The 25,639-nt window shown below is 73.1% G+C and carries 22 protein-coding genes; 8 read left to right on the top strand and 14 right to left on the bottom strand.

The window, feature by feature from the left end; translation table 11 throughout:
- Positions 1-47: 47 nt before the first annotated feature.
- The gene (locus ACFV9Q_RS06165) at positions 48-878 is read left to right on the top strand and encodes an alpha/beta fold hydrolase (protein WP_377233635.1); all 831 of its coding nucleotides are present in this window, start codon (positions 48-50) and stop codon (positions 876-878) included.
- Positions 879-1,029: 151 nt separating this feature from the next.
- Positions 1,030-2,682: an FAD-dependent oxidoreductase gene (locus ACFV9Q_RS06160; protein ID WP_377233634.1), complete on the top strand. Its 1,653-nt coding sequence runs from the start codon at positions 1,030-1,032 to the stop codon at positions 2,680-2,682.
- Between the two features lie 27 nt (positions 2,683-2,709).
- On the opposite strand, the gene ACFV9Q_RS06155 is transcribed toward ACFV9Q_RS06160, so the two are convergent.
- Positions 2,710-4,236, bottom strand: a complete 1,527-nt coding sequence (locus ACFV9Q_RS06155) for an amidase (RefSeq protein WP_377233633.1) — start codon at positions 4,234-4,236, stop codon at positions 2,710-2,712.
- Positions 4,237-4,379: 143 nt separating this feature from the next.
- Positions 4,380-4,997, bottom strand: a complete 618-nt coding sequence (locus ACFV9Q_RS06150; RefSeq protein ID WP_377233632.1) for a TetR/AcrR family transcriptional regulator — start codon at positions 4,995-4,997, stop codon at positions 4,380-4,382.
- Between the two features lie 281 nt (positions 4,998-5,278).
- On the opposite strand from ACFV9Q_RS06150, the gene ACFV9Q_RS06145 reads away from it, so the two are divergent.
- The 4 genes from ACFV9Q_RS06145 to ACFV9Q_RS06130 all read left to right on the top strand — a co-directional run bounded on the left by ACFV9Q_RS06145 (position 5,279) and on the right by ACFV9Q_RS06130 (position 11,280).
- Complete coding sequence (locus tag ACFV9Q_RS06145) at positions 5,279-8,623, top strand: BTAD domain-containing putative transcriptional regulator (protein WP_377233631.1); 3,345 nt, start codon at positions 5,279-5,281, stop codon at positions 8,621-8,623.
- A 92-nt stretch (positions 8,624-8,715) separates the two neighbouring features.
- A complete protein-coding gene (locus tag ACFV9Q_RS06140; RefSeq protein WP_377233630.1) occupies positions 8,716-9,507 on the top strand; it encodes an alpha/beta hydrolase in 792 nt (263 codons plus the stop codon).
- Between the two features lie 91 nt (positions 9,508-9,598).
- Complete coding sequence (locus ACFV9Q_RS06135) at positions 9,599-10,423, top strand: alpha/beta fold hydrolase (RefSeq protein WP_377233629.1); 825 nt, start codon at positions 9,599-9,601, stop codon at positions 10,421-10,423.
- Positions 10,420-11,280 (top strand): alpha/beta fold hydrolase, encoded by an 861-nt coding sequence (locus ACFV9Q_RS06130; protein ID WP_377233628.1) that lies wholly within the window; start codon positions 10,420-10,422, stop codon positions 11,278-11,280. The genes ACFV9Q_RS06135 and ACFV9Q_RS06130 overlap by 4 nt, the downstream gene beginning before the upstream one ends.
- A gap of 126 nt (positions 11,281-11,406) precedes the next feature.
- Here ACFV9Q_RS06130 and deoC read toward each other — a convergent pair whose 3' ends face one another.
- The 12 genes from deoC to ACFV9Q_RS06070 all read right to left on the bottom strand — a co-directional run bounded on the left by deoC (position 11,407) and on the right by ACFV9Q_RS06070 (position 24,521).
- The gene (gene deoC / locus ACFV9Q_RS06125; protein ID WP_377233627.1) at positions 11,407-12,165 is read right to left on the bottom strand and encodes a deoxyribose-phosphate aldolase; all 759 of its coding nucleotides are present in this window, start codon (positions 12,163-12,165) and stop codon (positions 11,407-11,409) included.
- Positions 12,162-13,316, bottom strand: coding sequence for an adenosine deaminase (locus ACFV9Q_RS06120; protein WP_377233626.1), 1,155 nt, complete (start codon positions 13,314-13,316; stop codon positions 12,162-12,164). The genes deoC and ACFV9Q_RS06120 overlap by 4 nt, the downstream gene beginning before the upstream one ends.
- Before the next feature lie 34 nt (positions 13,317-13,350).
- Positions 13,351-13,560: a hypothetical protein gene (locus tag ACFV9Q_RS06115; RefSeq protein ID WP_377228853.1), complete on the bottom strand. Its 210-nt coding sequence runs from the start codon at positions 13,558-13,560 to the stop codon at positions 13,351-13,353.
- Positions 13,561-13,602: 42 nt separating this feature from the next.
- A complete protein-coding gene (locus tag ACFV9Q_RS06110) occupies positions 13,603-14,481 on the bottom strand; it encodes a hypothetical protein (RefSeq protein WP_377233625.1) in 879 nt (292 codons plus the stop codon).
- A gap of 135 nt (positions 14,482-14,616) precedes the next feature.
- On the bottom strand, positions 14,617-15,999 hold the full coding sequence (locus ACFV9Q_RS06105; RefSeq protein WP_377233624.1) for a thymidine phosphorylase: 1,383 nt from the start codon (positions 15,997-15,999) through the stop codon (positions 14,617-14,619).
- Positions 15,996-16,442, bottom strand: a complete 447-nt coding sequence (locus ACFV9Q_RS06100; protein ID WP_377233623.1) for a cytidine deaminase — start codon at positions 16,440-16,442, stop codon at positions 15,996-15,998. The genes ACFV9Q_RS06105 and ACFV9Q_RS06100 overlap by 4 nt, the downstream gene beginning before the upstream one ends.
- 2 nt (positions 16,443-16,444) lie before the next feature.
- Complete coding sequence (locus ACFV9Q_RS06095; RefSeq protein WP_377233622.1) at positions 16,445-17,743, bottom strand: ABC transporter permease; 1,299 nt, start codon at positions 17,741-17,743, stop codon at positions 16,445-16,447.
- Positions 17,740-19,092, bottom strand: coding sequence for an ABC transporter permease (locus tag ACFV9Q_RS06090; protein WP_377233621.1), 1,353 nt, complete (start codon positions 19,090-19,092; stop codon positions 17,740-17,742). The genes ACFV9Q_RS06095 and ACFV9Q_RS06090 overlap by 4 nt, the downstream gene beginning before the upstream one ends.
- A complete protein-coding gene (locus ACFV9Q_RS06085; protein ID WP_377233620.1) occupies positions 19,089-20,615 on the bottom strand; it encodes an ABC transporter ATP-binding protein in 1,527 nt (508 codons plus the stop codon). Before ACFV9Q_RS06085 ends, ACFV9Q_RS06090 begins: the two co-directional genes overlap by 4 nt.
- Before the next feature lie 145 nt (positions 20,616-20,760).
- Positions 20,761-21,843, bottom strand: a complete 1,083-nt coding sequence (locus tag ACFV9Q_RS06080; RefSeq protein WP_377233619.1) for a BMP family protein — start codon at positions 21,841-21,843, stop codon at positions 20,761-20,763.
- Positions 21,844-21,997: 154 nt separating this feature from the next.
- Positions 21,998-23,227 carry an amidohydrolase gene (locus ACFV9Q_RS06075; RefSeq protein WP_377233618.1) on the bottom strand — a complete coding sequence of 410 codons (1,230 nt, stop codon included), beginning with the start codon at positions 23,225-23,227 and terminating at the stop codon, positions 21,998-22,000.
- A gap of 160 nt (positions 23,228-23,387) precedes the next feature.
- A complete protein-coding gene (locus tag ACFV9Q_RS06070) occupies positions 23,388-24,521 on the bottom strand; it encodes a mannose-1-phosphate guanylyltransferase (protein ID WP_377233617.1) in 1,134 nt (377 codons plus the stop codon).
- Between the two features lie 270 nt (positions 24,522-24,791).
- Between ACFV9Q_RS06070 and sdhC the strand changes: the two genes are divergently transcribed.
- Positions 24,792-25,175, top strand: a complete 384-nt coding sequence (sdhC, locus tag ACFV9Q_RS06065; protein ID WP_285102742.1) for a succinate dehydrogenase, cytochrome b556 subunit — start codon at positions 24,792-24,794, stop codon at positions 25,173-25,175.
- Positions 25,175-25,639: a succinate dehydrogenase hydrophobic membrane anchor subunit gene (locus ACFV9Q_RS06060; RefSeq protein ID WP_377228863.1), complete on the top strand. Its 465-nt coding sequence runs from the start codon at positions 25,175-25,177 to the stop codon at positions 25,637-25,639. Before sdhC ends, ACFV9Q_RS06060 begins: the two co-directional genes overlap by 1 nt.

Genomic DNA, 25,639 nt, shown 5'->3' with positions numbered 1-25,639 from the left:
GCCCGGTTCCGGGCCTGGAAGGCAGAACCGCACGGAGGAGCTCGATCATGATCAGCAGAACCTTCAGGAGCCTTGTCGCGGCCTCGGCGGCGCTCGCAGTGGCCGGCCTGAGCATGTTCGCCACGGCAGCCGCGGACGCCGGCGGCGGCGGTCGGCACGGCGGCCCGGCCGTCAGGCCGACCGTGGTCCTGGTCCACGGTGCCTTCGCCGACGGCAGCGGCTTCAACGCGGTCAGCAGCCGGCTGGTCCGCGACGGGTACCCGGTCGTCGCGGCGGCCAACCCGCTGCACGGGGTCGCCTCCGACGCCGCCCAGCTCGACGCCCTGCTCGACAGCATCGAGGGCCCGATCGTGCTGGTCGGCCACTCGTACGGCGGCATCGTCATGTCCGCGGCCGCCCGCGGCAACGAGAACGTGCAGGCACTGGTCTACGTGGCGGCCTACATCCCGGAGACCGGGGAGACCGCGGTGGAGCTGACCGGGAAGTTCCCCGGCAGCACCGTGGCCGAGTCGCTCAAGCCGGTTCCGCTGCCGGGCGGGCAGGTCGACCTGTACATCGATCCCGCCGTGTTCCACCCGCGCTTCGCGGCCGACCTGCCCGCCAAGGACGCCGCGCTCTATGCCATCACCCAGCGGCCCGTGACGGACGTGGCGCTCGCCGAGCCGGCCGCCGGGGTGCAGGCGTGGCACGAGATCCCGAGCTACACCCTGATCAGCGGCGCGGACAAGATCATCCCGCCGGCCGCCCAGCGGTTCATGGCCGAGCGCGCCGGTTCCACGGTGCAGACGGTCCGGGGCGCCTCGCACATGGTGTTCGCCTCGCACCCCGGGACGACGGTCTCCTTCATCGAGCGGGCGGCGCGCGAGACCGGTCGCTGACGTCATGACTGCCGACGACGACCTGCCGGCGGGTCCGGGGGGGGAGGGGGAGGAACAACAGCGGGGCCCAAGGGGGGTCGCAGGGATTTCCGAAGATGCCTGTCGGGGGTTTCCGGCCAACCCGGAGAAACCCCCGGGTCCTTCCGAGGCGGTGCGCGCCGGAGCCGAGGCCCCGGCTCCGGCGCTGAGCCGGGAGCAGTTCGGGCGGCTCGCCTCCTACGGGCAGCGTGAGCGCGTCGCCGCGGGTGACGTGCTGTACGCCACCGGCGACCGGCGCTACGACCTGTTCCTGATCGAGTCCGCCGTCGTCGACGTCGTGCGCGACGCCACGGCCACCGCGCCGGAGCACGTCGTGTACACCCGGCACCCGGGGGACTTCACCGGCGAGCTCAGCATGCTGACCGGGCAGTCGGTGTTCCTCACGGCCCGGGTGCGCAGTCCCGGCACCGTGGTCCGCGTCCGGGGGGAGCCGTTCCGGCGGATGCTCGGCGAGCAGGTCGACATCGCGGACGTGATCGTGGAGGCGTTCAGCGTGCGTCGCCGCATCATCCAGCGGGCGGCGGGGAGCGTGCTCGAGATCATCGGGGCGCCCAACTCGGACCGGACCCGCGCGCTGCGGACCTTCGCGGCCCGGCTGCTGCTGCCGCACGTGGCGCTGGAGGCGGACTCGATCCCCGGGCAGGCGGTCCTGGCGGCGCACGGCCTGACGGCCGCGGACCTGCCGGTCGCGATCGTCTCCGACCGGGTGCTGCGCCGGGCGGCGCCGCACGACGTCGCCGAGGCGATCGGCCTGGCGCGCGACGACTCCCACCGCGACGTGGACCTGGTCGTGGTCGGCGCCGGTCCGGCGGGGCTCGCGGCCGCCGTCTACGGGGCGTCGGAGGGGCTCGTGACGGTGCTGCTCGACTCCGGCGGCGCGGGCGGGCAGGCCGCCACGAGCTCACGCATCGAGAACTACCTGGGGTTTCCCCGCGGCATCAGCGGGGAGGACCTCACCCGGTTGGCGCTGGTGCAGGCGCTCAAGTTCGGCGCCCAGCTCTACGCGCCCTGCGACGTGGTGGCGCTGGACATGTCCGACCGGCGCGGTCCCGTCGTGAGCGTGGCCGACGGCACGCGGCTGCGGGCCCGGGCGGCGATCATCGCGACGGGGGCGCGGTACCGCCGGCTCTCGGTGCCCCGGCTGGAGGAGTTCGAGAGGCTGGGGCACGTGCGCTACTCGGCCACCGAGCTCGACGCCCGCGACTGCGTCACCCGGCCGGTCACGGTGGTCGGCGGCGCCAACTCCGCGGGTCAGGCCGCGCTCTTCCTGGCCTCGCGCGGGTCGCAGGTCGACCTGGTGGTCCGGGGCGGGAGCATCCGGCAGAGCATGTCGGCCTACCTGGCCAGGCGCCTGGAGGCGCACCCCCTGGTCCAGGTGCGCACCCGCACCCGGGTCGTCGGGCTGGACGGCCGCGGCGCGCTCAGCGGCGTCGTCCTGCGCACCCCCGAGGCGTCCGAGCACGAGGTGCCGAGCAACGCCGTGTTCTGCTTCATCGGGGCGGAGCCGGACACGCAGTGGCTCGCCGGCCTCGAACGTGACGCCCACGGCTTTCTGCTCACCGGCACGCGGGTGACCGGGCCGGGCGACGTCGCCGCAGGCCCGGTCCTGCCGTTCCAGACCAGCCTGCGGCGGGTCTTCGCCGCGGGCGACGTCCGGGCGGGCTCGGTCAAGCGGGTGGCGGCGGCCGTCGGTGAGGGAGCGGGCGCCGTCGCCTCCGTGCACCTGATGCTGGCCCAGGAGCACGACGGGCTCCCGGGCCGGTGACGTGGCTGGTCCGGTCAACCACGTGGCTCAGCGCCCCAGCGCGGTCTCCAGGGCGTGGGCGATCCGGAGCAGGGCGGCCTCGCCCCACCGCGGGCCGACGAGCTGCACTCCGACGGGCAGCCCGGCGGCGTCCGTGCCCGCGGGCAGCGAGATCGCCGGCAGCCCCGCCATCGAGACGCCGTAGGTGTACCGGACGAACGTCTCGAACGTGTCCACGGCCCGCCCGTTGTGCCGCATCGTCGTGTCCTGGGTCAGCGGGACGGCGGTCGCCGGGGTGGTCGCGGTGAGCAGGACGTCCACCGTGGTGAAGGCCTCGGCGAACGTCCGGCGCAGCGCGGGGAGCGTGCCCGCCAGGACCTCCGCGTACCGGAACGCGGGTACCGGGTGCGGCTCCGGCCCCACCTGCGCCCCCAGCGCGGCGCGCACGTCCGGGCCGAAGCGGTCGAGGTGCGCGCGGACGCCGCCGTCGAGACCCGCGGTCCGCAGGGCCCGCTCGGTGACCACGACGGCCTCCGGGACGACGGTCACGAAGCCCTGGGCGGTGGCCTCCTCGACCCCGTCGAGCGGCACGGGCACGAGCGTCGCCCCGGCGTCCTCGAGCACGCGGTGGGTCCGCGCCAGGACCCGGTCGACGTCCGGCGCGTTGTCCGCGGCGAGAAACCCGTCCGGGATCCCGATCCGCGCGCCGCGCAGCGCCCCGGCGCCCTCGCCGAGGGCCGTGGGGATGCCCGCTCCCGCCGGTTCGTGCTCGGCGCCCGGGTCCAGCGGATCGGGGCCGGAGGTCAGCACGCGCAGGAGCGCGGCGGCGTCGGCCACGGTGCGGGCGATCGGTCCCACCACGTCGCAGGTCCACGACAGGCCGAACATCCGTGCCCGGCTCACCCGGCCGAGCGTGGGCTTGAGGCCCACGACGCCGCACAGCGCCGCCGGGATCCGCACCGACCCGCCGGTGTCGCTCCCGATCGCCGCCGAGCACAGACGCGCCGCGACGGCCGCGCCCGACCCGCCGCTGGATCCCCCGGGGATCCGGGAAGGGTCGTAGGGGTTGCGGACCGCGCCGTGGTGCGGGTTGTTGCTCGTGATGCCGAAGGAGCACTCGTGCAGGTTGGTCTTGCCGAGGACGAGCGCGCCGGCGGCGCGGAGCAGCCGGACGGCGGCCGCGTCGTGCCGCGGCACGAACCCGTCCAGCACCGCGGTGCCGTTCGACGTCGGGGTGCCCGCGGTGAACAGGTTGTCCTTGACGGCCAGCGGGATGCCGTGCAGCGGCCCCAGCGGCCGGCCCGACGCGCGGAGCTGGTCGAGCCGCGCGGCGTCCGCCAGCGCCTCCTGCCCGCGGGACAGGACGAACGCGTTGAGGGTGTCGTGCCGGTCCAGCGCGTCGATCCGTTCCAGGTACGTCCGCGTCAGCTCGAGCGCGGACAGGTCGCCGCGCCGGAGGGCGGCGACCTGGTCGAGCATGGACGCCGAGACCTCGGCGGCGTACGGGCCGGTCGCCGCCGCGGGCGGCGGCGGGACGACGCCGGGGCCGGCCGTGGCCGGTGGTGCTTCGCTCATCGGGTCACGTGCCGGTGCCAGATCGTCATGCGGCCGACGCTAGGCCGGAGCGCTGGACGGGCCGTTGACCGGGTGTGGACGGCCAGTGGACGGGGCGGCGGAGGCTGGACGACCGGGGCCGACGACCGTGGGCCAGGGAGCGGTCAGTCCCGGAGGATCGCGGCCCCGAGCCGCTCGGTGATCCACCGCACGGCCCGGTCCACACCCCAGCCGAAGGCGTCGCTCGCCAGGGCGAACTGGTCGTACCTGAAGTGGAAGAAGATGATCCGGACGGCGTCCTCCACCGAGACGCCGTCGGCGAGGTCGCCGACGTCCTGGATCCGCTGCACGATCTGCCGCAGGGCCTCCTGGTGCCGCTCGTCCGCGGTCCTGAGGAACGCCTCGGCCACGGGCACGCTCGCGGCCGCCCGCTCCACGATGCGGATGATGTCGCCGGACTCCTCGTAGATCGCGACGTAGCCCTCGGCGAGCACCTCGAGCTTGGTCCGACCCGTGTCCGCCGCCTCGCACGCGGCGATGATGTCGCGCACGATCTGAGCGGCGGTCCACATGTCGATCAGGATGCCGAGCAACCCCTCCTTGCCGCCGCACTGGGCGTACACGGTGGCCGGGGAGACCCGGGCCCCGCGCGCGATCTGGCCGACCGTCGTGCGGGCATAACCCTGCTCGGCGAACAGCCGGCGGGCCACCGCGACGATCTCCCGGCGGGTCATCTCGGCGTACTGGTCGCGTCGGGTCGGAAGCTGCGTGTGGCCGGCCACTGAGTCTCCGTCCTCGGGTCGGTGCGGTGCGCGCGCCCGCTGTGCGGGCGTCGTACCGCCCAATCTACCGAGCACCTTGCCCCGCTGCGCAGCCCTCACCAGGTGGTTTGAGACCGGGGCCGTTCTGGTGACCCGGGGAGGGGGTGAATATCTCGCTGGAGGTGAACTCCAGGGACTAGAGTCTGGCTACGGCCTGCGCTGTGTGTGACGTCGGTGAGCCGCACGATGCCGGTCCTGCCGGGACTTCTGTCAGCTCGATCGAGGGTGTGATGGACGTGCGCGTGTCCACCTTGCCGGCCGCCGCAGATGCGGAGGCACACTCACCCGGCGGCTCCACCCTGCGCATCCAGATCCTCGGTCCGTTACGCCTGTGGCGCGGCGGGGTCGAGCTCGACACCGGCCCCCGCCAGCAGGCCTACCTCCTCGCCCTGCTCCTGGCGCACCAGGGTCTGCCCGTCACCAAGACGGAGCTCGTCGACCTGATCTGGGGGGACAGCGCGCCGGACAGCGCCGTGAACGTGATCCACAAGTACGTCGGCACGTTGCGACGCCTGATGGAGCCCGCGCTGCCGGCCCGCGGCCGCAGCTCGTACCTGGTGCGGCGCGGCGCGGGCTACCTGTGCACGGCCGGGGCGGGGACCCTGGACCTCGCGACGTTCCGGGAGCTGGTCGGATCGGCGCGCGCCCTCGGCCGGGACCGCCACGGCGAGGCGCTGGACCTCTACGAGCGGGCGCTCCGCCTCTGGCACGGCTCCGCGGGCGACGGGCTGGCCTGCAGCCCGGAGGCCATGCCCGTCTTCGCCGGGCTGAACGGCGAGTTCTTCGACGCGTGCACGGCGGCGGCCGAGGTCGCCGTGTCGCTCGGCACGCCGGACCGGGTACTCGCGCCGTTGCGGCTCGCGGCCTCGATCGGCCCGCTGCACGAGCCGGTCCAGGCCGGCCTCGTCACCGCGCTCGGCGCGGCCGGCCGTCAGGCGGAGGCGTTGTCCGTGTTCCAGACCGTCCGGGTCCGGCTCGCCGAGGAGCTCGGCATCGACCCGGGTGCGCTGCTGGGGCGGGCCTACGAGCAGGTGCTGCGCCAGGAGGTCGCCGTGGCGCCGGGACCCCAGGCGACGCCGGGCCTGAACCTGAACCCGGGCCCCCACCTGAACCCCAGCCCGAGGCCGAGCCAGGACCCGAGCCCCAATCCGAGCCCGAGCCCGAGCCCGTACGCGGGGCCGGGTCCGGCGGCTCCTCCCGTGCCGGCCGTCGTGGCCGGTCCCGCCGTCCTGCCGGCGGGCGGTCTGGTGGGCCGCACCGAGGAGCGGGCCGTCCTGCGGGACGTCTCCCTGCGGGCCGCGGCCGGCGGCAGCGGGCTCGCCGTCGTCGAGGGCGAGCCCGGTGTCGGCAAGACGCGGCTGCTGGAGGAGGCGGCGGAGGAGGCGGGCGAGCGGGGCACGCTCGTCGCGTGGGGGCGGTGCGTGGAGGGGCAGGGCGCCCCGTCGATGTGGCCCTGGGTGCAGGTCGTGAGCGCGCTGCTGGACGTCGAGGCGGTCCAGGACCGCGCGGCCTGGCTGCGGACCGGGATCGGCCGGCTCCTGGAACCGGAGGACGACGCGCTGGGCGGCCAGGTGCTGCCCGGCGGCAGCGGCCAGTTCCGGCTGTTCGAGAACGTTGTCGGACTGGTCGCCGGCGTGGCGGCGCGGCGACCGGTGATGATCGTGGTCGACGACCTCCAGTGGGCGGACGTGGCCTCGCTGGACCTCGTCGGCCACCTGGCCGCCCGCCTGCCGCCCGGCACCGTCGTGCTCGGCGCCCTGCGGGACCACGCACCCACACCCGGTTCGCAGCTGGCCCGGATGCTCGCGGGGGTGAGCCGGTCCTCCGGCCATCGCAGGCTCCAGCTCGGACCGCTCGGTGGGGCCGACGTCACGGAGCTCGTCCGCCGCGAGATCGGGCACGACCCCGACCCCCGCGCCGCACGGGCCATCCACCGCCGGACCGCGGGCAACCCGTTCTACGTCCGTGAGCTCGCCCGGATGCTCGCCCGCGGTGGTCTCGACGGCGCTGCCGCAGGGGGCACCGGCGTGCCGTCGACCGTGCGCGACGTGGTGCGCGACCGGATGGCCGACCTCGACGACCAGGCCAGGAGCCTGCTCGAGATCGCGGCGCTCATCGGCCGCGACGTCGACCTGGTCCTGCTCGCGCGCGTCGCCGACGTCGACGTCGACACCTGCCTCACCAGCCTGGAGCCCGTCGAGGCACTCGGCCTCCTGGCGCCCGCGCCGGGCGACCCGTACTCGGTCCGCTTCGTGCACGACCTGGTCCGGGAGTCCGTCTCCGAGACGACGTCGCCCCGGCACGCGACCCGCCTGCACCTCCGGGTGGCGGACGCCCTGGAGCAGACGGTCCCCGACGGCGAGTCGGTGCCCGAGCGGGTCGCTCATCACCTCTGGGCGGCCGGGCCGCTGGCCGAGCCGGCGCGCACCTCGGCCGCCCTGGTGCGCTCCGGACGCCGGGCGGCGGCGAAGTCCGCCCTGGAGGCGGCGGAGCAGCAGCTGCGGCTGGCCGCGCAGGTGGCCCGGACCGCCGGCCTGCCCGGGTCGGAGCTGGCCGCGCTGTCCGAGCTCATCGCGGTGGTCGGCATGCGTTCGATGTACGCGGGGGCGGAGCTGGAGCTGCTGGAGCGTGCGGAGGACCTGGCGCGCGGCCTGGGCCTCGAGGCGGAGGCCGCCGGGCTGCTCTACTCCCGATGGGCGGCCCACATCCAGGGCCTCGACCTCGACCGGAGCTGCCTGCTCGCGCAGCAGATGCTCGAGCTGGGCAAGTCGTCGCCGGACCCCGTCGTCCGCGCGTACGGGCCGCAGGCCTGGGGCATCCACCAGTATCACGTCGGCAGCATCGGGGAGGCGTTCGACTACCTCCGCCGGTCCGAGGAGTTCCTGCTGACCGGCTCCGGCGACGGCGGGGGAAACCCGGTCCAGCACGACCTCGAGCTGCTGACGACGGGGATGCTGGCCGAGACCACGGCGGTGCACGGGGACGTGGCCGGGGCGCGCGAGCTGCTCGACCGGCTGGAGTCCGCCGGGGACGACCGCTACACCGTCACGGTCTGGGCCACCATGTGCACGAGGATCGCGGTGGTCGCCGGGGACTCCGCCTGGGCGTTGAGCGCCGCGCGGCAGGGCATCGCCGTCGACCCCGACTTCTCCTACACCTTCCTCGGCACCTACCAGCGGCTCGCACGATGCTGGGGCCGGGCGGCCACGGGCGACGACCCGGCCGGCGCCGCGGCGGAGGCCGAACGCCTCATCGGCGCCAACCTGCTCGATCCCGTGCGCTCAGGCGTCTCCACGTGGCATGCGCTGCTCGGTGACATGTGGCTCGCGGCCGGGGAGGTCGAGCGGGCCGCAGCGGCCATGGACCGAGCGGACGGCTACCTGCGCGCCCACGGGCAGCGCTACTCCGAGGGCCTGCTCCTGCTCCTGCGCGCCCGGTTGCTGCGGGCACAGGGGCAGCCGGACGACGTCGTCCGGGCCGCGGTGCAGCAGGCCCGGGGCGTCGCGGCCCGGCAGGAGGCCGGCCTGTTCGTCCGGCGCGCCGACCAGTTCCTGGCCGAGCTGGACCACCCGTCTTCCGTGCGCTGACCAGCGCGGATCCACTCCCGATCTACTGGCCGTCAACAGGACGGACCTAGCGTCGACCCCGTCGGAACGTTCCTTCTGCGATGGGGTGAGCGATGAAACGGCACGTCGTGTTCGTACATGGCCTGTGGATCCACTCGACGTCCTGGGAACCCTGGCAGGAGCACTTCGCCAAGGAGGGGTACGAGACCCTCGCACCGGGCTGGCCCGGCGACTACGACACACCCGCCGCCACGCGCTCCGACCCGGCCGGGATGGCCGACGTCGGGGTCGACCGGATCACCGACGCCTACAGCGAGACGCTCGCCACGCTGGGGGCACCACCGATCGTCGTCGGGCACTCCTTCGGGGGACTCGTCGCCCAGAAGCTGCTCGAACGCGGCCAGGCCGTGGCCGCCGTGGCGATCTCGCCGGCACCCGTCAAGGGGATCCGTGTCCTGCCGCTGAGCCTGCTGCGCTCCAGCTTCCCGGTGCTGTCCGACCCGCGGAACAAGCGCCGGACCGTGGCCCTGACCGGCAAGCAGTTCGCCTACTCCTTCGGCAACGCCCTGTCCCGCACCGAGTCCGACCAGCTGCACCAGCGGTTCGCGATCCCGGGGCCGGGCCGCCCGCTGTTCGAGGCGTCGTCCGCCAACTTCACGCCCCACGCGCCCACCACGGTCGACACCCGTCGCGCCGACCGCGGGCCCCTGCTGCTCGTGGCCGCGGGCAAGGACCACACCGTGCCCGCCGTCGTCGTCCGGGCGGCCTACCGCCTCTACTCCGCCTCCAGCGCGGACACCGAGCTCGTCGAGTACCCCGGGCGCGGCCACAGCGCCGCCTTCGACAACGGCTGGCGCACGCTCGCCGACGCCTCCCTCGACTGGCTCGCCCGCCGGGGGCTGTGACGAGAGTACCCAAGCAGCACGCACTCCGGCAGCACGCACTCCAGCAGCACGCACCGCACAGCACGCACCGAACGAAGAGAGAGACACGACCATGAGCACGTTCACCACCCCGGACGGCACCGAGATCTACTACAAGGACTGGGGCTCCGGGCAGCCGATCGTCTTCAGCCACGGCTGGCCCCTGTCCGCCGACGACTGGGACAACCAGCTCCTGTTCTTCAAGGACCAGGGGTTCCGCGTCATCGCCCACGACCGGCGCGGTCACGGCCGCTCCGCCCAGCCCGCGGACGGGCACGACATGGACCACTACGCCGACGACCTGGCGGCACTCGTCGAGCACCTCGACCTGCGCGACGCGGTCCACGTCGGGCACTCCGCGGGCGGGGGCGAGGTGGCGCGCTACCTCGGTCGGCACGGGGAGGACCGCGTGGCGAAGGTCGTGCTGATGAGCGCGGTCACCCCCTCGACCGTGCAGTCCGACACCATCCCCGACGGCGTCCCGCCGTCCGTGTACGCGGGCTTTCAGACCGCGCTCGCGGCCAGCCGGGCGACGTTCTTCCGGGAGCTGCCGGCCGGCCCGTTCTACGGCTTCAACCGCCCCGGGACCGAGACCGTCGACGCGGTCGTCGACAACTGGTGGCGCCAGGCCATGATGGGCGCCGCCAACGCCCAGCACGACTGCGTCTTCGCCTTCGTGCGCGAGGACTACAGCGAGGACCTGGCGAAGATCAGCGTGCCCGTGCTGGTCATGCACGGCGAGGACGACCAGATCGTCACCTACGTCGACACGGCACCCCGGACCGCGAAGCTGGTGCAGAACGGGACGCTGAAGTCCTACCCGGGGTTCCCGCACGGCATGCCGACGACGCATGCGGAGACGATCAACGCCGACCTGCTGGCGTTCATCCGGTCATGACGACGCACCACCGGTACGCCCTCGTCGAGGGCCGGCGGCTGTTCTACCGCGAGGCAGGGCCGCCCGACGCCCCGACGCTCGTGCTGCTGCACGGCTTCCCGAGCAGCTCGTTCATGTTCCGCGACCTGATCCCGCGGCTGGCCGACAGGTGGCACCTCGTGGCGCCCGACCTGCTGGGCTTCGGGCTCTCGGACGCCCCGCCCGCGGACGAGTTCGCCTACTCGTTCGACGCGCTCGCGGACCTGACCGCCGGCCTGCTCGACCAGCTCGGCGTCCGCCGGTACGCCGTCTACGTCCAGGACTACGGCGCGCCCGTCGGGTGGCGGCTCGCCCTGCGCGACCCGACGGCGGTCACCGCGGTGATCAGCCAGAACGGCAACGCGTACGAGAAGGGGCTCCAGCCGGAGTTCTTCTCGGCCGTGCGGGCTTTCTGGGAGCGGGAGACACCGGAGACCGAGGCGGGGGTGCGCCAGGCCCTGACGCTGGACCTGACGCGCTTCCAGTACCTCACCGGCGTGGCCGACGAGACCCTGGTGGACCCCGTCACCTGGACGCTCGACCACGCGCTGCTGTCCCGGCCCGGCAACGACCTGGTGCAGATCGCACTGTTCCGCGACTACGCCACCAACCCACCGCTGTACCCCGAGGTGCAGCGGTGGTTCCGGGACAGCCAGGTGCCCCTGCTGGCCGTCTGGGGCGAGGGCGACCCGGTCTTCGGGCCGGACGGCGCACGCGCCTTCACCGCCGACCTGCCGGCCGCGCAGGTGCACCTCCTGGACGGCGGCCACTTCCTCCTGGAGAGCGCGCTCGACGAGGTGGTCCCGCTGGTCCGGGCGTTTCTGACGGCGTCGCTCTGACGCCCCTGCCGTGGGAGGGCAGGCCCCCCACCCCCCCCCCCCCGGGCACCCCCCCCCCACGTTGGTGGTTCTGGGGTGTTTTTTCCCCTAAAACCCAGAGAAAAAAAACCCCCCAGCACTCAGCGATCAGTAGTCGATCGGGGCGGCGGCCGGTGCGGGGGCGGACCCGTCCCGGTCGAAGCCCGCCAGGACCGAGGCAGTGCCCGACAGGCCCAGGCGGGTGGCGCCCGCCTCGATCATCGCGAGCGCCGTGTCGAGGTCCCGGATGCCGCCCGAGGCCTTGACCCCGAGCCGGCCGCCGCCCGCCGCGCCCACGGTCCGCGCCATGAGCGAGACGGCGTGCACCGAGGCGCCGCCGGCCGGGTGGAAGCCCGTGGAGGTCTTGACGAAGTCGGCGCCGGCGGCCTCGGCCGCCTTGCACGCGCCCACGATCTGCTCGTCGGTGAGGGCGGCGGACTCGATGATCACCTTGAGGATGCGGCCGGGCTGCACGGCAGCGCGGACCGCGGCGATGTCGGCCTCCACCACGTCGAACCGGCCGGCGCGCGCGGTGCCGACGTCGATCACCATGTCGACCTCGTCGGCGTCGTCTGCCACGGCGCGGGCCGCCTCGAACGCCTTCACGTCGGTCATGTGCTTGCCGGACGGGAACCCGCACACCGTCGCGACGGCGAGCCGCCCGGCGGCGACCTCGACGGCGAGCGACACGAACGACGGCGAGACGCACACCGAGTAGACGCCGAGGTCGGCGCCCTCCTCGACGAGCGCGGCGACGTCGGCGGCCATGGTCTCCGGCTTGAGCAGGGTGTGGTCCACGAACGCGGCGAGGGCCGCCTTGTCGCGCGGCACCCGGGCGGGCTGCGGCGCGTGGGTCTGTGCGGTCATACGAGGGCACCTTCGACTTTCTGGAATCCGGGCATGATGACCTGGTCGACCAGGTCGCGGCGCTCGTCGTGGTGCATGAAGGCACCCCAGGCGGCGGTGACGGTGACGTCGACGAGGTCGTCGATCGTCCAGCCGGCCTCGTCGACGAGCAGCTTCATCTCGTGCGTCATCGACGTGCGGGACATGAGGCGGTTGTCCGTGTTGAGCGTGACGGCGAAGTCCAGCTCCTTGAGGCGGGTGATCGGGTGCGTCGCGATCGAGTCGGCGACGCCCGTCTGCAGGTTCGACACGGGGCACAGCTCGAGCGGGATCTGGTGGTCGCGCACCCAGTGCGCGAGACGGCCGAGGTCGGCCGAGCCGCCGCGGCCGTCGGCCGAGAGCGCGCCGTCGGCCGGGTCGTGCTCGTCGGTCACGAAGGCGATGTCGTCGATGATCCGCGCGCCGTGGCCCAGGCGGTCCGCCTGCCCGAGGTGCACGGCCTGTCCGATGGAGTCGAGGCCGGCGGCCTCGCCGGCGTGGATGGTCACGGGCACGTCGTGCTCGGCGAGGAAGCGCCAGATCCCGAGGTGGCGCGACGGCAGGAACCCGTCCTCGGGCCCCGCGATGTCGAACCCGACCACGCCGCGGTCCCGGTAGGCGACGGCGAGGTCGGCGACCTCCTGCCAGCGGTCGGCCTGGCGCATCGCGCCGACGAGCTGGCCGACCCGGATGATGTGGCCGCCGGCCGCGGCGGCCGCGATGCCGTCGTCGATCCCGGCCTGCACCGCCTCGACGGCCTCGCCGAGCGACAGCCCGCCCCGCAGGTGCTGCTCGGGCGCCCAGCGCTGCTCGGCGTACACGACGCCGTCGGCGGCGAGGTCGAGCACCGCCTCGCGGGCGACCCGGGCCAGGTTGTCGGCCGTCTGCATGACGGCGATGGTGTGCTCGAAGGTCTCGATGTACCGCACCAGCGTGCCGGAGTCGGCCGCGTCGCGGAACCAGGCGGCGAGGGAGTCGGCGTCGGTCGCGGGCAGCTCGTGCCCGGCGGCGTCCGCGAGCTCGAGGACGGTCTGTGGCCGCAGGCCCCCGTCGAGGTGGTCGTGGAGCACTACCTTGGGCAGGGCGCGGATCAGCGCCTCGCCGGGGCGCGCCCCGTGGTCTTGCGTGGTCATGCTGACAACCTACCGTCCGGCACCGACACCGGCGTCAGCCGGCGCCGGGGCTCTCGTCGTCCTCGTCCGCGAGGGCGTCCAGGGCCTGCTGGACGACGTCGGCCTCGGCGGCGTCGCCGTCGCTGTCCGGGCGGGGCGCGTCCGGGACGTACTCGTCGGGCTCGTGCGTGGTGTCGACGTCGGCGTCCGGGGGCGGGTCCAGACCGGCGTCACGCCAGGAGTCGGGACCGGGCAGCGTGCTCATCAGGGCCTCCTCTGCGACGGGAAGCCCGGAAGGGGCCGCCCGTCAGTGGTCTTCCATCGTCTCCCCGGCCCCGCCGCCCTGCCACCGCCCCGCGCGCTCCGGCAGCACCACCCAGGTCACGTGCGGCCAGCCGCCGAGCGCCGCGGTCAGCGCCTTGCGGACGCGCGCGGCCGTGCGGTCCCCCGTGGTCTGCTGCGTCTCGGCCTCCCGCGACGGGGCGGGCGGCGGGTCGAGCAGCACGGCCACCGGGACGGTGTGCAGGCCCGCCCCGGACGGCTCGTAGATCACCGCGTTGCCCTCGGTCCCCTCGCCGTCGGCCAGGGTGAGCAGCACCACGTGGCGCGGGACGGCGGCGTCCCACCCGCTCGTCACGTCGCCGCCCGTGTACAGGGGCACCGGGACGCCGGCGCGGGCGGCCTCGACCGCCGCCTCCAGCAGCCCCCGGGAGCCCGCGACCCGGTGGGTGTAGCGCACGCCGCCGTAGCTGGCGAACCGCGCGGCGCCCCACGGCGGCGTGCCGTAGGTGCGCGGCCAGCTCGCCACGACCAGCCCGTGCCGGTTCGTGGCCGCCTGGACGGCGTGCTGCAGCCGCACGAACCGCGCCGCGGGGTCGTCACCGGCGATCCGGAGGGCCGCCCGCGGGTCGCCGGCCAGCCCGAGCATCGCGAGCACGGCCGACCCGCACGTGGTCTCGTCGACCTGCACGGCGGCGGCGGTCTCGCCGTCCAGGGACGGGAGGTTCAGCCGCCGGGGGAAGCCGACGGTCCCGGTGCCGCGCTCGCGCCCGAGCGGGTCCAGGACGGACCGCCGGGCGCGGGACGTCACCGACTCCAGCCGGCGCTCGACGTCGTCCGGGATGGCGGGGCGCTCGAAGCGGCCGCGCGGCGGCGGCGCGGGGACGGGCCCGGCGAATGCACGCATCGCACCGAGCAGGGACGAAAGGCGCATTGTCGACTGCACGTTCGTCAGGCTAAGCCGACGTCCGGCGACTCGCCGGACCGCCACGCTGAAGATCGCTACCGGCCCGCTTCCGGTGGGTGAAAACTACCTCCCACCTCAGACGATGCGGTCGAGCACCACCGATCCCTGCGACGCCAGGGCAGCCCCGACCAGCGCGCCGGCCCCCATGTCCATGCTCGCCAGCGCGCCGGCGGCACCCCCGAGGGCCCCGCCCAGCACGCCGTTGCCGGCCGGGTCCACGGACCATCCGCCGTCGAGCGCCTCGCGGGCCCGGGCGAACCGCTCGGGCGTGTCGGTGTGCAGGGTCAGCAGGGGCTGCCCGGCGGTCACCTCCTCGCCCGGCTTCACGTGGATCTCGATGCCGGCCGCCGCCTGGACCTCGTCCTCCTTGCGGGCGCGGCCCGCGCCCAGGCGCCGGACCGCCACGCCCACCGCGTACGCGTCGAGCGAGGTGAGCACGCCGGACTCGGGCGCCACCACCGTCTCGGTCTCCTTCGCGACAGGCAGCGGCGCGTCCACGTCGCCGCCCTGCGCGGCGATCATGGCCCGCCACCTGTCCATGGCACGGCCGTCGGCCAGTGCGGCCCGCACGTCGTCCTCCGACCGGGGCCGGTCCGCCGCGGCGAGCATCTCCACGGCGAGCGCCACGGTCAGGTCGACGACGTCGGACGGGCCGCCGCCCGACAGCACCTCCAGCGACTCCCGCACCTCCAGGGCGTTGCCGGCGGTCAGCCCGAGCGGCACGGACATGTCCGTGACCAGGGCGACGGTGCGCACCCCGGCGTCGGTCCCGAGGTCCACCATGGTGCGGGCGAGCTCGCGCGCGCTCTCCAGGGTCTTCATGAAGGCGCCGGAGCCCACCTTGACGTCGAGCACCAGCGCGCCGGTGCCCTCGGCGATCTTCTTGGACATGATCGAGCTCGCGATGAGCGGGATAGCCTCGACGGTCGCGGTGACGTCCCGCAGCGCGTACAGCTTCTTGTCGGCCGGGGCGAGGCCCGCGCCGGCGGCGCAGATGACGGCGCCCACGGAGTCGAGCTGCGCCATCATCTCGTCGTTGGTCAGCGAGGCCCGCCAGCCCGGGATGGCCTCCAGCTTGTCCAGGGTGCCGCCCGTGTGGCCCAGGCCGCGGCCCGAGAGCTGCGGCACGGCGACGTCGAACACCGCGACCAGGGGCGCCAGCGGCAGCGTGATCTTGTCGCCGACGCCGCCGGTGGAGTGCTTGTCCGCCGTCGGCCGCGAGAGCGCGGAGAACGACATGCGCTCGCCGGACCGGATCATCGCGGCGGTCCACCGGGAGATCTCCTGCCGGGTCATCCCGTTGAGCAGGATCGCCATGGTCATCGCGGACATCTGCTCGTCGGCCACGGCGCCGCGCGTGTAGGCGTCGACCAGCCAGTCGATCTGGGCGTCGGTCAGCGACTCCGTGTTGTCGCGCTTGACCCGGATCAGGTCGACGGCGTCGAACGGCTCGGTCATCGTGTTGCCTCTCGCACGTGATCCAGGTCGCCCGGCCCGAAGGCCTGGGGCAGTACTTCCGTCATCGGCACGATGCCCAGCGGGGTGTCCACGAGCAGCTCGGCGCCGCCGTGCTCCCACAGGAGCTGCCGGCACCGGCCGCACGGCATGATCGTCTCGCCGAGCGCGTTCACGCAGGTGAACGCGGCCAGCCGCCCGCCGCCAGACATGATCAGCGCGCTGACCAGCGAGCACTCGGCGCACAGCGTGACCCCGTACGCCGCGTTCTCGACGTTCGCGCCCGTCAGGAGGCGACCGTCGGCGGCGAAGGCCGCCGCGCCGACCTTGAATTCCGAGTAAGGCGCATAGGCCTTGCCGACGGCGTCGCGGGCCGCGGCCCGCAGGCCGTCCCAGTCCACGACGCCGTCCGGGCGCACCTGTTCCACTGAGCTCACGTCCACCATCCTCACCCCTTGACGTACGGCTCGCCCGACGCGGCCGGCGGGCGCGAGCGCCCGACGAGGCCCGCGACGGCGAGCAGGGTGACGACGTACGGGATCATGAGCATGAACTGGCTCGGCACGGGCGATCCCACCACGGACAGCACGTTCTGCAGGTTCGACGCGAAGCCGAACAGCAGGCCCGCGAAGGCGGCGCGCACCGGGTCCCACTTGCCGAAGATGACGGCGGCCAGGGCGATGTAGCCCGCGCCGCCGGTCATGTTCTCGCCGAACTGGCTGAGCTGGACGGTCGTGTAGAACGCACCGCCCAGGCCGGCCACGGCACCGGCCACGAGCACGGCGTTGTACCGGGTGCGCACCACGTCGATGCCCACGGTGTCGGCGGCCTTCGGGTGCTCGCCCACGGCCCGCAGGCGCAGGCCCCAGCGGGTGCGGTTCAGCGTGTACCAGACGGTCGGCACGGCGATGAACATCAGGTAGATGAGCAGCGGCTGGTCGAACAGGACCGGGCCGATCACCGGGATGTCCGACAACACCGGGATCGGGATGGACTGGAACCGCGTGGTCGAGTTCAGCGTCTCCGCGCTCGGCACCAGCACCTGCGAGTACAGGAAGCTGGTCAGGCCGACCACCAGCACGTTGAGCACGACACCGACGATCACCTGGTTCACGTGGTACGTGATGGCGAACACGCCGAGGACCAGGGCCACGAGCGCGCCCGCGAACAGGGCCGCGACCAGACCGGCCACGGCGCTGTTCGTGATCGAGGAGACGATCGCCGCCGTGAACGCCGCACCGAGGAGCTGCGCCTCGATCGCGATGTTGACGACGCCCGCGCGCTCGCCGATCACGCCGCCCAGCGCGCCGTAGACGAACGGCACGGACCACAGCACGGCGCCGCCGAGCAGGCCGACGATCGACAGGTCGCGGGGGCTGCCCGCGCCGGCCCAGGCCAGGAAGCCGAGCAGGCCGGCCAGGGAGTAGAGCACGACGAGCCAGACCGACGTCCGGCGGCCGCGCGCCGTGAGCGCGAAGGCGACGGCGGTCACCGTGAGCATCACCGCGCCGCACACCCACGCGAACACCGTCGCGGGCACCACGATCACGGGGATCTGGAAGAAGTCGCCGCGCTGGGACAGCAGGAACCGGGTGTCGCCCGAGTGCGGCACGGCGAGCAGCAGCAGCGCGTACAGCACGGTCACGGTGAGCAGCACGCCCGCCGTCTTCCACGACACGAGCGTGACGGTGCGCGTCGTCTCCGACAGCGGCGCGTCGAGCTGGGTGGTCTGGTGGTCGGCGCTCACGCGGCCGCCTCCTTCCGGTTCCGGGCCGCCTTGGCCTTCTTCGGTGTCCGACGCCGGTTCGGGTCGGGCAGCCGGAAGATGGCCCGCACCAGCGGCGGCGCGGCGATGAACAGCACGATGAGCGACTGGACCACGAGCACGATGTCGCTCGGGACGCCCTCGGCGGCCTGCATGGTGGTGCCGCCCGCCTTGAACGCGCCGAACAGGATGCCCGCCGCGAGCACGCCCCACGGGTTGGACCCGCCGAGCAGCGCGACGGTGATGGCGTCGAACCCGATGCCGGCGTCGATGTCGGAGCTGAAGCCCGTGGTCACGCCGCCCAGCACCTGCGAGGCGCCGGCCAGGCCGACCAGGCCACCGGCCACCAGCATCACGTTGATCGTGGCCCGCCCCGTGTCGATGCCGGCCACGCGCGCCGCACGCGGGTTCTCGCCGACGGCGCGGAACGCGAAGCCGGTGGACGAGCGGTTGAGCAGCCACCACACGCCGACGACGGCCAGCAGGGCCAGCACGAAGCCCCAGGTCACGTTGAACCGGTCGCCCAGCAGGGTGGGCAGCTGCGCCGACTCGGGGGTCGGCGGCGTCTTGGGGTTGGACGAGCCGGGCGCCTGCAGCAGGCCCGGCGTCGCCAGGAAGTAGGAGATCAGGTAGAACGCGACGTAGTTGAGCATGATCGTGACGATCACCTCGTGCGCCCCGGTGCGGGCCTTGAGCACGCCCGCGATGCCGGCCCACACGGCGCCGGCCGCGATGCCGGCGATGAGAGCCAGCAGCAGGTGCAGCGGGAACGGCACCCCGCTGACGCCGAAGCCCACCCAGCCGGCCGCCGCGGCCGCCACGAGCATCTGCCCCTGGCCACCGATGTTGAACAGGCCGGCCCGGAACGCGAGCGCCACGCCGAGGCCCGCCGCGATGAGCGGGGTCGCGTAGCTGAACGTCTCGGTCAGCGGCCGGATCGCGGTGACGAAGTCCGGTGCCTGGAGGTTCACCACGGAGCCGCGGAACAGCGCGGCGTAGGCGCCGCCGACCGCCTGCCCGATCGCGACGAAGGTGTCGACGGGCCGCGCGAAGAAGTACACCGCGGCCGCCTTCACCTCCTCGTCGGTGAAGGCGATCATGATCGAGCCCGCGACGACGGCGAGCAGCACGGCGCCGACGGCCACGGTCCAGGAGCTGGTCATCGTCTGCTGCAGGGCCCTGGCCATGCGGCTGGCGGTGTCCTGCACCTCCTCGCCGGCGGGTGCGCCCAGCTCGCGGGCGCGCTCCTGCTCCAGCTCCTCGGCGGTGCCGGGGTCGAGGCCCGGCTCCTGCTCGGGGTTGTTCCCCGGGCTCGGTTCGGGCGCGTTCATGCCGCCTCGCCTCCGTTCGCGTCCTCAGGCGAGATCCCCGCCATCATCAGGCCCAGCACGTCACGCGGGGTGTCCGCGGGCACGATGCCCACGACCTTGCCGCGGTACATCACCATGATGCGGTCGGCCAGGGCCACCGCCTCGTCCAGCTCGGTCGAGACCACGACCACCGGCACCCCGGCGTCGCGCGTGGCGACGATCCGCTTGTGGATGAACTCGATGGAGCCCACGTCCACGCCGCGCGTCGGCTGGGCCGCGACGAACAGGCGCAGGTCGCGGGACAGCTCGCGGGCGAGCACCACCTTCTGCTGGTTGCCGCCCGACAGGCGCCCCACCGGCGTGGTGATGCTCTGCGTGCGGACGTCGAACTCGGCGACCTTCTCGTCCGCGAACCGGTCGCGGTGGGACAGCTGCAGGGCGCCCGCCTTCACGAAGGGCGGCCCGTCGGTGCGGTCGAGCATGAGGTTCTCGGCGATGGTGAACTCGCCGATCAGCCCGTCGAGCGTGCGGTCCTCGGGCACGAAGCCCACGCCCTGGTCGAGGATGCGGCGCACCGAGCGGCCCACCAGCTCCTTGCCGTCGAGCGCGATGCTGCCGGACACGTCGCCCTGCAGCCCGATCAGGGCCTCGGTGAGCTCGGTCTGGCCGTTGCCCTGCACGCCGGCGATCACGAGCACCTCGCCGCCGCGCACCTCGAAGCTGACGCCGTCGACCACCACGACGCCGGACCCGCTGGTGACCACCAGGTCGGTGACCTTGAGCGCGTTGTCCCGCAGGGTGGGCGTCTCCTTCTGCACGGTGAGCTCGACGGAGCGACCGACCATCAGGGAGGCGAGCTCGGCGTCGGACGCCGTCGGGCTGGCCTCGCCCACGACCTTGCCGTGCCGGATCACCGTGATGCGGTCGGCCACGGCGCGCACCTCGCGCAGCTTGTGGGTGATGAACACGATCGCGGAGCCCTCGTCGCGCAGCTGGCGCATGATCGCCATCAGCTCGTCGGTCTCCTGCGGCGTCAGCACCGCCGTCGGCTCGTCGAAGACCAGCACGTCGGCGTTCCGGGAGAGCGCCTTGATGATCTCGACCCGCTGCTGCACGCCCACGGGCAGGTCCTCGACCACGGCGTCGGGGTCCACGTGGAAGCCGAAGCGGGCGGAGATCTCCCGCACCTGGGCGCGGGCCGCCTCCAGGTCGAGGCGCCCGCCGCCGCGGGTCTGCTCGTGACCGAGCATGACGTTCTCCGCCACGGTGAAGACGGGCACGAGCATGAAGTGCTGGTGCACCATGCCGATGCCCGCACCCATGGCGTCGCCCGGTCCGGCGAAGTCCTGGACGACGTCGTCCAGGAGGATCTCGCCCTCGTCGGCCTCGTACAGGCCGTACAGCACGTTCATCAGGGTGGACTTGCCCGCCCCGTTCTCGCCCAGGAGCGAGTGGATCTCACCTGGCTGCACCACCAGGTCGATGTGGTCGTTCGCGACGAGCGCGCCGAAGCGCTTGGTGATGCCGCGCAGCTCGAGCCGCATAGGAATCCTTCCCGACAGGGGTCCTGCTCATGACAGGTCCCGGGGCGCACGGCGCATGCCGTGCCCCCCGGGACCATCTTGCGTCAAGTCTCGACCGTCGACCGGTCAGCCTGCGACCGGTCGGCCGTCAGCCGTGACCCGCGGGTCACTTGGCGAGGTAGGACTCCACCTTGACGTCGCCGGCGATGATCGACTCCTTGAGGGCCTGGACCTCTTCCCACAGGGCCGGGTCCACCTTGTCCTCGAAGTTGTGCAGCGGGGCGATGTCCACGCCGCCGTTCTCGAGGGTACCCACGTACGGGGTCGGGTCGAACTCGTCCTTGCCCGAGGCGACGACGGCCTCCTGCGTGGAGACGTCCATCCCCTTGAGGATCGAGGTCAGCACGATGTCCTGCGTGGCCGGGTCCGACTCGTAGAAGTCGGCGTCCACGCCCACGAGGGCGACGTCCTCGCCCGAGTCCGCGATCGCGTCCATGGCCGACTGGTAGATCGGGCCACCGACGGGCAGGATCACGTCGACCCCCTGGTCCAGGACGTTCTGCGCGGTCTGCTTGGCCGCCGGGTCGGCCGCGAAGCCGCCCGTGAACGAGCCCTTCTTGCCGTCCCAGCCGACGAGCTCGACGTTCTCGCCCTTGGTCTCGTTGTAGTAGTCGATGCCCTGCTTGAAGCCGTCCATGAAGATGGTGACGGTCGGGTAGTCCATGCCACCGAAGGTGCCGACCTTGCCGGCCTCCGAGTAGCCCGCGGCGAGGTAGCCCGCGAGGAACGCGCCCTGCGCCGTGTCGTACAGCAGCGGCTTGATGTTGTCGGCGTCGGCCTTGCCGTCGAAGTCCGCGTCGGCCGCGTCGTCGATGATGATGTAGTCGATGTCCGGGTTCTCGGTCGCGGACTCGATCGTGGTGGCCGACAGCGCGAAGCCGACGGTGACGATCGTGTCGCAGTCCTCCGCCACGAGGGACTCGACGTTGCCCTTGTAGTCGCTCTCGGACGCGGACTGGACCGAGACGGCCTTCGTGCCGAGCTCGTCGGCGGCAGCGTTCACGCCTTCGAAGCTGAGCTGGTTGAAGCTCTTGTCGTCGAACCCGCCGGCGTCCGAGACGATGCAGGGCTTGAAGTCACTGGCGGCGGCGGTCTCGCCACCAGTGGACTCCTCCGGGGCGGCGCCGCACGCCGAGAGCGCGAGCGCCGTTGCTCCCGCAAGGGCGGTGAGCCAGACAGCCTTCTTCACTGGTGCTCCTTCGATGATCCTGAGGGCGACGTTCCAGACGGATCTGGAGCCCTATACCGCACCGAGGGTAGCCAGCGCATCTGGCATTTCGCGTTTCGAGACGGTAACCGGAGTAAGTCGTTACCGAAGCGTCATCGACAGCAACACTTCTCGCTCAGGAGGCAGCGAACTGGGCGAGTGTCCTTACGCCCACGCCGATCGCGCGCTCATCCACGACCAGGTCGCCCTGGTGCAGGTCGTAGGTGCGGCCGCCCGGCGTGCGCACGCCGAGCCGCGCCATCGTGCCCGGGACCTTGCGCAGGTACCAGGCGAAGTCCTCGCCGCCCATCGACTGCTCGGTGAGCTGCACGGCGTCGGGCCCGACGGCGTCCCGGATGGCCGCCTCGAGGTCGCCGGTGGCCTCCGCCTCGTTCTCGACGGGCGGCACGCCGTGGGTCACGGTCACCGAGATGTCGACCTGGTAGGGGGCCACGACCTGCTCCACGGCCTCGCGGACCAGCTCGCCCGCCTTCTCCCACGCGCGGACGTCGAGGCAGCGCAGCGTGCCCTTCAGGATGCCGGTCGACGGGATCGCGTTCGGCGTCGAGCCCGCCTGGACGGCGCCCCACGTGAGGTTCACGCCCGAGCGGGGGTCCAGCCGCCGGCCGAGCACGGCGGGCGTCTGCGTGATGACCTGGCCGAGCGCGAACACGACGTCGCCGGTGAGGTGCGGGCGGGAGGTGTGGCCGCCGGGCGACGAGATGGTCACCATGACGGAGTCGCTCGCCGACGTGATGGGGCCGATGCGGGTACCCACGTGGCCGACGTCGAACTTCGGGTCGCAGTGCAGCGCGGCCATGCGGTCCACGCCGTCCAGCTCGGAGGTCTTGTTGATGATGTCCTCCGCGCCGCCCGGGAAGACCTCCTCGGCGGGCTGGAAGAAGAGCCGGACGCCGCGCCGCAGCCGCCCCTCCTCCTGGAGGCGGGCGAGCACGAGGCCCGCGCCGAGCACCACCGTGGTGTGCACGTCGTGCCCGCAGGCGTGGGCCACGCCCGGCCGGGTCGAGGCGAACTCCACGCCGCTCGTCTCGTGCAGCGGCAGCGCGTCGAGGTCGGCGCGCAGGCCCACCCGGCCCTCGCCGTCGGGCCCGTGGTCGGGGCCGATGTCGCAGACCAGACCGGAGCCCGTCGGCAGCGGGCGCGGGTCCAGCCCGGCGGCCCGCAGGCGCTCGACCAGCAGCGCTGAGGTGCGGATCTCCTGGCGCGACAGCTCGGGGTGGCGGTGCACGTCGCGGCGGAACGCGACCAGCTCCGCGTCGAACCCGTCGGCCAGCTCGCCGACCCTGGCCGCCAGGCCTGCGACGACGTCCGTCGCGTTCCCCCCGGGCACGTCCCCGACCGGCATCTGATCGTGCGAAACGATCTGATCGAAATCGGCGATACTGACGGGTTCGTGGGTCGGGTTCACGCACTCACGGTAGCGCCGTCCGCCCCGCGAGACACGGCAGCGGGCGATGCGTCCCACCATGCGGACATCTGTGAGACATCAGGGAAAGATCCTTGATTCAGAGCAGATCCTCCCTGCCCCGTTCGCGGACCGCGGCGACCACGTCCTTGACCTGCTGCGCACGTGCGCGCGTGGTCACCAGGAGCGCGTCGGGCGTGTCCACGACGACGACGTCGTCCAGCCCCAGCACCGTCACCAGCCGGCCGGACGCCGGGACCACCACGGAGCCGGCGCTCTCGATGCGCAGCACGTCGCCGGGGTCGCCGAGCACCTTGGCGCCGCGGTCGTCGTCGGACGGCAGGAGCACGGCCAGCGAGTTGTAGTCCCCGACGTCGTCCCACCCGAAGGTCCCCGGCACGACGGCGACGCCGCCCGCCTCCGCGACCGGCTCGGCCACCGCGTGGTCGATCGCGATCTTCTCCAGGCCCGGCCACACCTCCGCGAGCACCGCGGCGCGGCGCGGGGTGTCCCACGCGTCGGCGACGGTCCGCAGGCCGTCGTGCAGCGCGGGCCGCTGCTCGGCGAGGTGCCCCAGCAGCACGGACGTGCGCGAGACGAACATGCCCGCGTTCCAGCGGTACTCGCCCGAGGCGAGGTAGGTGCGCGCGGTGGCGGCGTCGGGCTTCTCGGTGAAGCCGCGCACGTGCAGCGTGTGCGGCGCGCCCTCGACGCCGAGCGGCTCGCCCGAGCGCACGTACCCGAAGGCGGTCGACGGCCGCGACGCGGCGATCCCGACGGTGGTGACGTAGCCCGCCCGCGCGGCGGCCACGGCCTCGCGGACCGCCAGCTGGAACGCGCGCGTCCCGTGGATCACGTGGTCGGCGGCGAACGAGCCGATCACCACGTCGCCGTGCCGCTTCTCCAGGACGGCCGCCGCCAGCCCGATCGCCGCCATGGACTCGCGCGGCGACGGCTCGGCGAGCACGGCGTCGTCGGACAGGCCCGGGAGCTGCGCCCGGCAGGCGGCGACGTGCTGCTCACCCGTGACCAGGACGACGCCGTCGGGTCCCGCCAGCGGGCGCAGCCGGCGCTCCGTGGACTGGAGCAGGGACTCGCCCGATCCCACGAGGTCGTGCAGGAACTTGGGCTCCCCGCCGCGGGACAGCGGCCAGAGCCTCGTGCCGGACCCGCCGGCTGGTACCACTGCGAAGAAGTCGTCGATCGGGGACGATAGGGCGGCGGCCGAAGTCATGCCCCGCAGGATGTCAGCCGGACCACGTTCCCGCAGCCAAAACTCGCCGAATTCCGGGCGAACCCTGGCTGGTTCCAGGGTCGGGTCCGGGCAGCAACGCACGAGCAACCTGACGGGTGCCCGAAGCCACGACATCTCCCCTGTGGGATCAGTCACAAATGCCGTGTCTTGATGCCCGCGAGGGCTGCCGGGCGGCGATCGAGGCGAACCTTTGTCATTACAGTGGGGACCAGCCACCCCCCAGCCGGACAGCCATAGGAGGCTCCCGAAGTGCCCACCGCACCAGCAGGCACGTTGTACCGCGGCCGTGAAGGCATGTGGTCGTGGGTCGCGCACCGCGTGACCGGCGTGCTGATCTTCTTCTTCTTGCTCGTGCACGTGCTCGACACAGCCCTGGTGCGCGTGTCCCCCGAGGCGTACAACGCCGCGATCGGCACGTACCAGACCCCGATCATGGGGCTCGGCGAGGCCGGGCTCGTGGCCGCGATCGTCTTCCACGCCTTCAACGGCATCCGCATCATCCTGGTGGACTTCTGGGCCAAGGGCCCCAAGTACCAGAAGGTCATGCTGTGGGTCGTCGTCGGCCTCTTCGTCGTGACGATGGCGGGCTTCCTGCCGCGCCACCTCATCAACGTCTTCACCGGGGGTCACTGATGGCACACGGAACCGCTGCGGTGGCCAAGATCGACTCCCCCCGCTCCCCGTACGTGCGCCGCAAGACGACGCGCGGCAACTACGAGCTGTACTCCTGGGTCTTCATGCGCGCGTCCGGCGTGGTGCTGATCGTCCTCATCTTCGGCCACCTGTTCGTGAACCTGATGGTCGGCGACGGCGTGCACGCCATCGACTTCGGCTTCGTGGCCGGCAAGTGGGCGAGCCCGCTGTGGCAGGTCTGGGACCTCCTCATGCTGTGGCTCGCGATGATCCACGGCACCAACGGCGTGCGCACCATCATCAACGACTACGCGACGCGGGACCTGACGCGCGGCATCCTCAAGGGCCTGCTGCTCCTGGCGTTCACCGTCGTGGTCGTGCTCGGCACCCTCGTGATCTTCACGTTCGACCCGTGCCCGCCGGACGCCCCCGCAGAGCTGCTCGCCTCCTTCTGCACGGCCTAG

The sequence above is a fragment of the Promicromonospora sp. NPDC059942 genome, from assembly GCF_042731755.1.
In the GTDB taxonomy this organism is placed as follows: Bacteria; Actinomycetota; Actinomycetes; order Actinomycetales; family Cellulomonadaceae; genus Promicromonospora.
The sequence above is the reverse complement of the archived record's forward strand: the minus strand, read 5'-3'. Positions and strand labels throughout refer to the sequence as shown.

What these genes read in the sequence shown, in the direction of transcription:
- ACFV9Q_RS06165 (WP_377233635.1), top strand. Translation starts at nt 48, where the DNA reads ATGATCAGCAGAACCTTCAGGAGCCTTGTCGCGGCCTCGGCGGCGCTC.
- ACFV9Q_RS06155 (WP_377233633.1), bottom strand. Translation starts at nt 4,236, where the DNA reads ATGAGCGAAGCACCACCGGCCACGGCCGGCCCCGGCGTCGTCCCGCCG.
- ACFV9Q_RS06140 (WP_377233630.1), top strand. Translation starts at nt 8,716, where the DNA reads ATGAAACGGCACGTCGTGTTCGTACATGGCCTGTGGATCCACTCGACG.
- ACFV9Q_RS06135 (WP_377233629.1), top strand. Translation starts at nt 9,599, where the DNA reads ATGAGCACGTTCACCACCCCGGACGGCACCGAGATCTACTACAAGGAC.
- ACFV9Q_RS06130 (WP_377233628.1), top strand. Translation starts at nt 10,420, where the DNA reads ATGACGACGCACCACCGGTACGCCCTCGTCGAGGGCCGGCGGCTGTTC.
- deoC (WP_377233627.1), bottom strand. Translation starts at nt 12,165, where the DNA reads ATGACCGCACAGACCCACGCGCCGCAGCCCGCCCGGGTGCCGCGCGAC.
- ACFV9Q_RS06120 (WP_377233626.1), bottom strand. Translation starts at nt 13,316, where the DNA reads ATGACCACGCAAGACCACGGGGCGCGCCCCGGCGAGGCGCTGATCCGC.
- ACFV9Q_RS06115 (WP_377228853.1), bottom strand. Translation starts at nt 13,560, where the DNA reads ATGAGCACGCTGCCCGGTCCCGACTCCTGGCGTGACGCCGGTCTGGAC.
- ACFV9Q_RS06110 (WP_377233625.1), bottom strand. Translation starts at nt 14,481, where the DNA reads ATGCGTGCATTCGCCGGGCCCGTCCCCGCGCCGCCGCCGCGCGGCCGC.
- ACFV9Q_RS06105 (WP_377233624.1), bottom strand. Translation starts at nt 15,999, where the DNA reads ATGACCGAGCCGTTCGACGCCGTCGACCTGATCCGGGTCAAGCGCGAC.
- ACFV9Q_RS06100 (WP_377233623.1), bottom strand. Translation starts at nt 16,442, where the DNA reads ATGGTGGACGTGAGCTCAGTGGAACAGGTGCGCCCGGACGGCGTCGTG.
- ACFV9Q_RS06090 (WP_377233621.1), bottom strand. Translation starts at nt 19,092, where the DNA reads ATGAACGCGCCCGAACCGAGCCCGGGGAACAACCCCGAGCAGGAGCCG.
- ACFV9Q_RS06085 (WP_377233620.1), bottom strand. Translation starts at nt 20,615, where the DNA reads ATGCGGCTCGAGCTGCGCGGCATCACCAAGCGCTTCGGCGCGCTCGTC.
- ACFV9Q_RS06075 (WP_377233618.1), bottom strand. Translation starts at nt 23,227, where the DNA reads ATGCCGGTCGGGGACGTGCCCGGGGGGAACGCGACGGACGTCGTCGCA.
- ACFV9Q_RS06070 (WP_377233617.1), bottom strand. Translation starts at nt 24,521, where the DNA reads ATGACTTCGGCCGCCGCCCTATCGTCCCCGATCGACGACTTCTTCGCA.
- ACFV9Q_RS06060 (WP_377228863.1), top strand. Translation starts at nt 25,175, where the DNA reads ATGGCACACGGAACCGCTGCGGTGGCCAAGATCGACTCCCCCCGCTCC.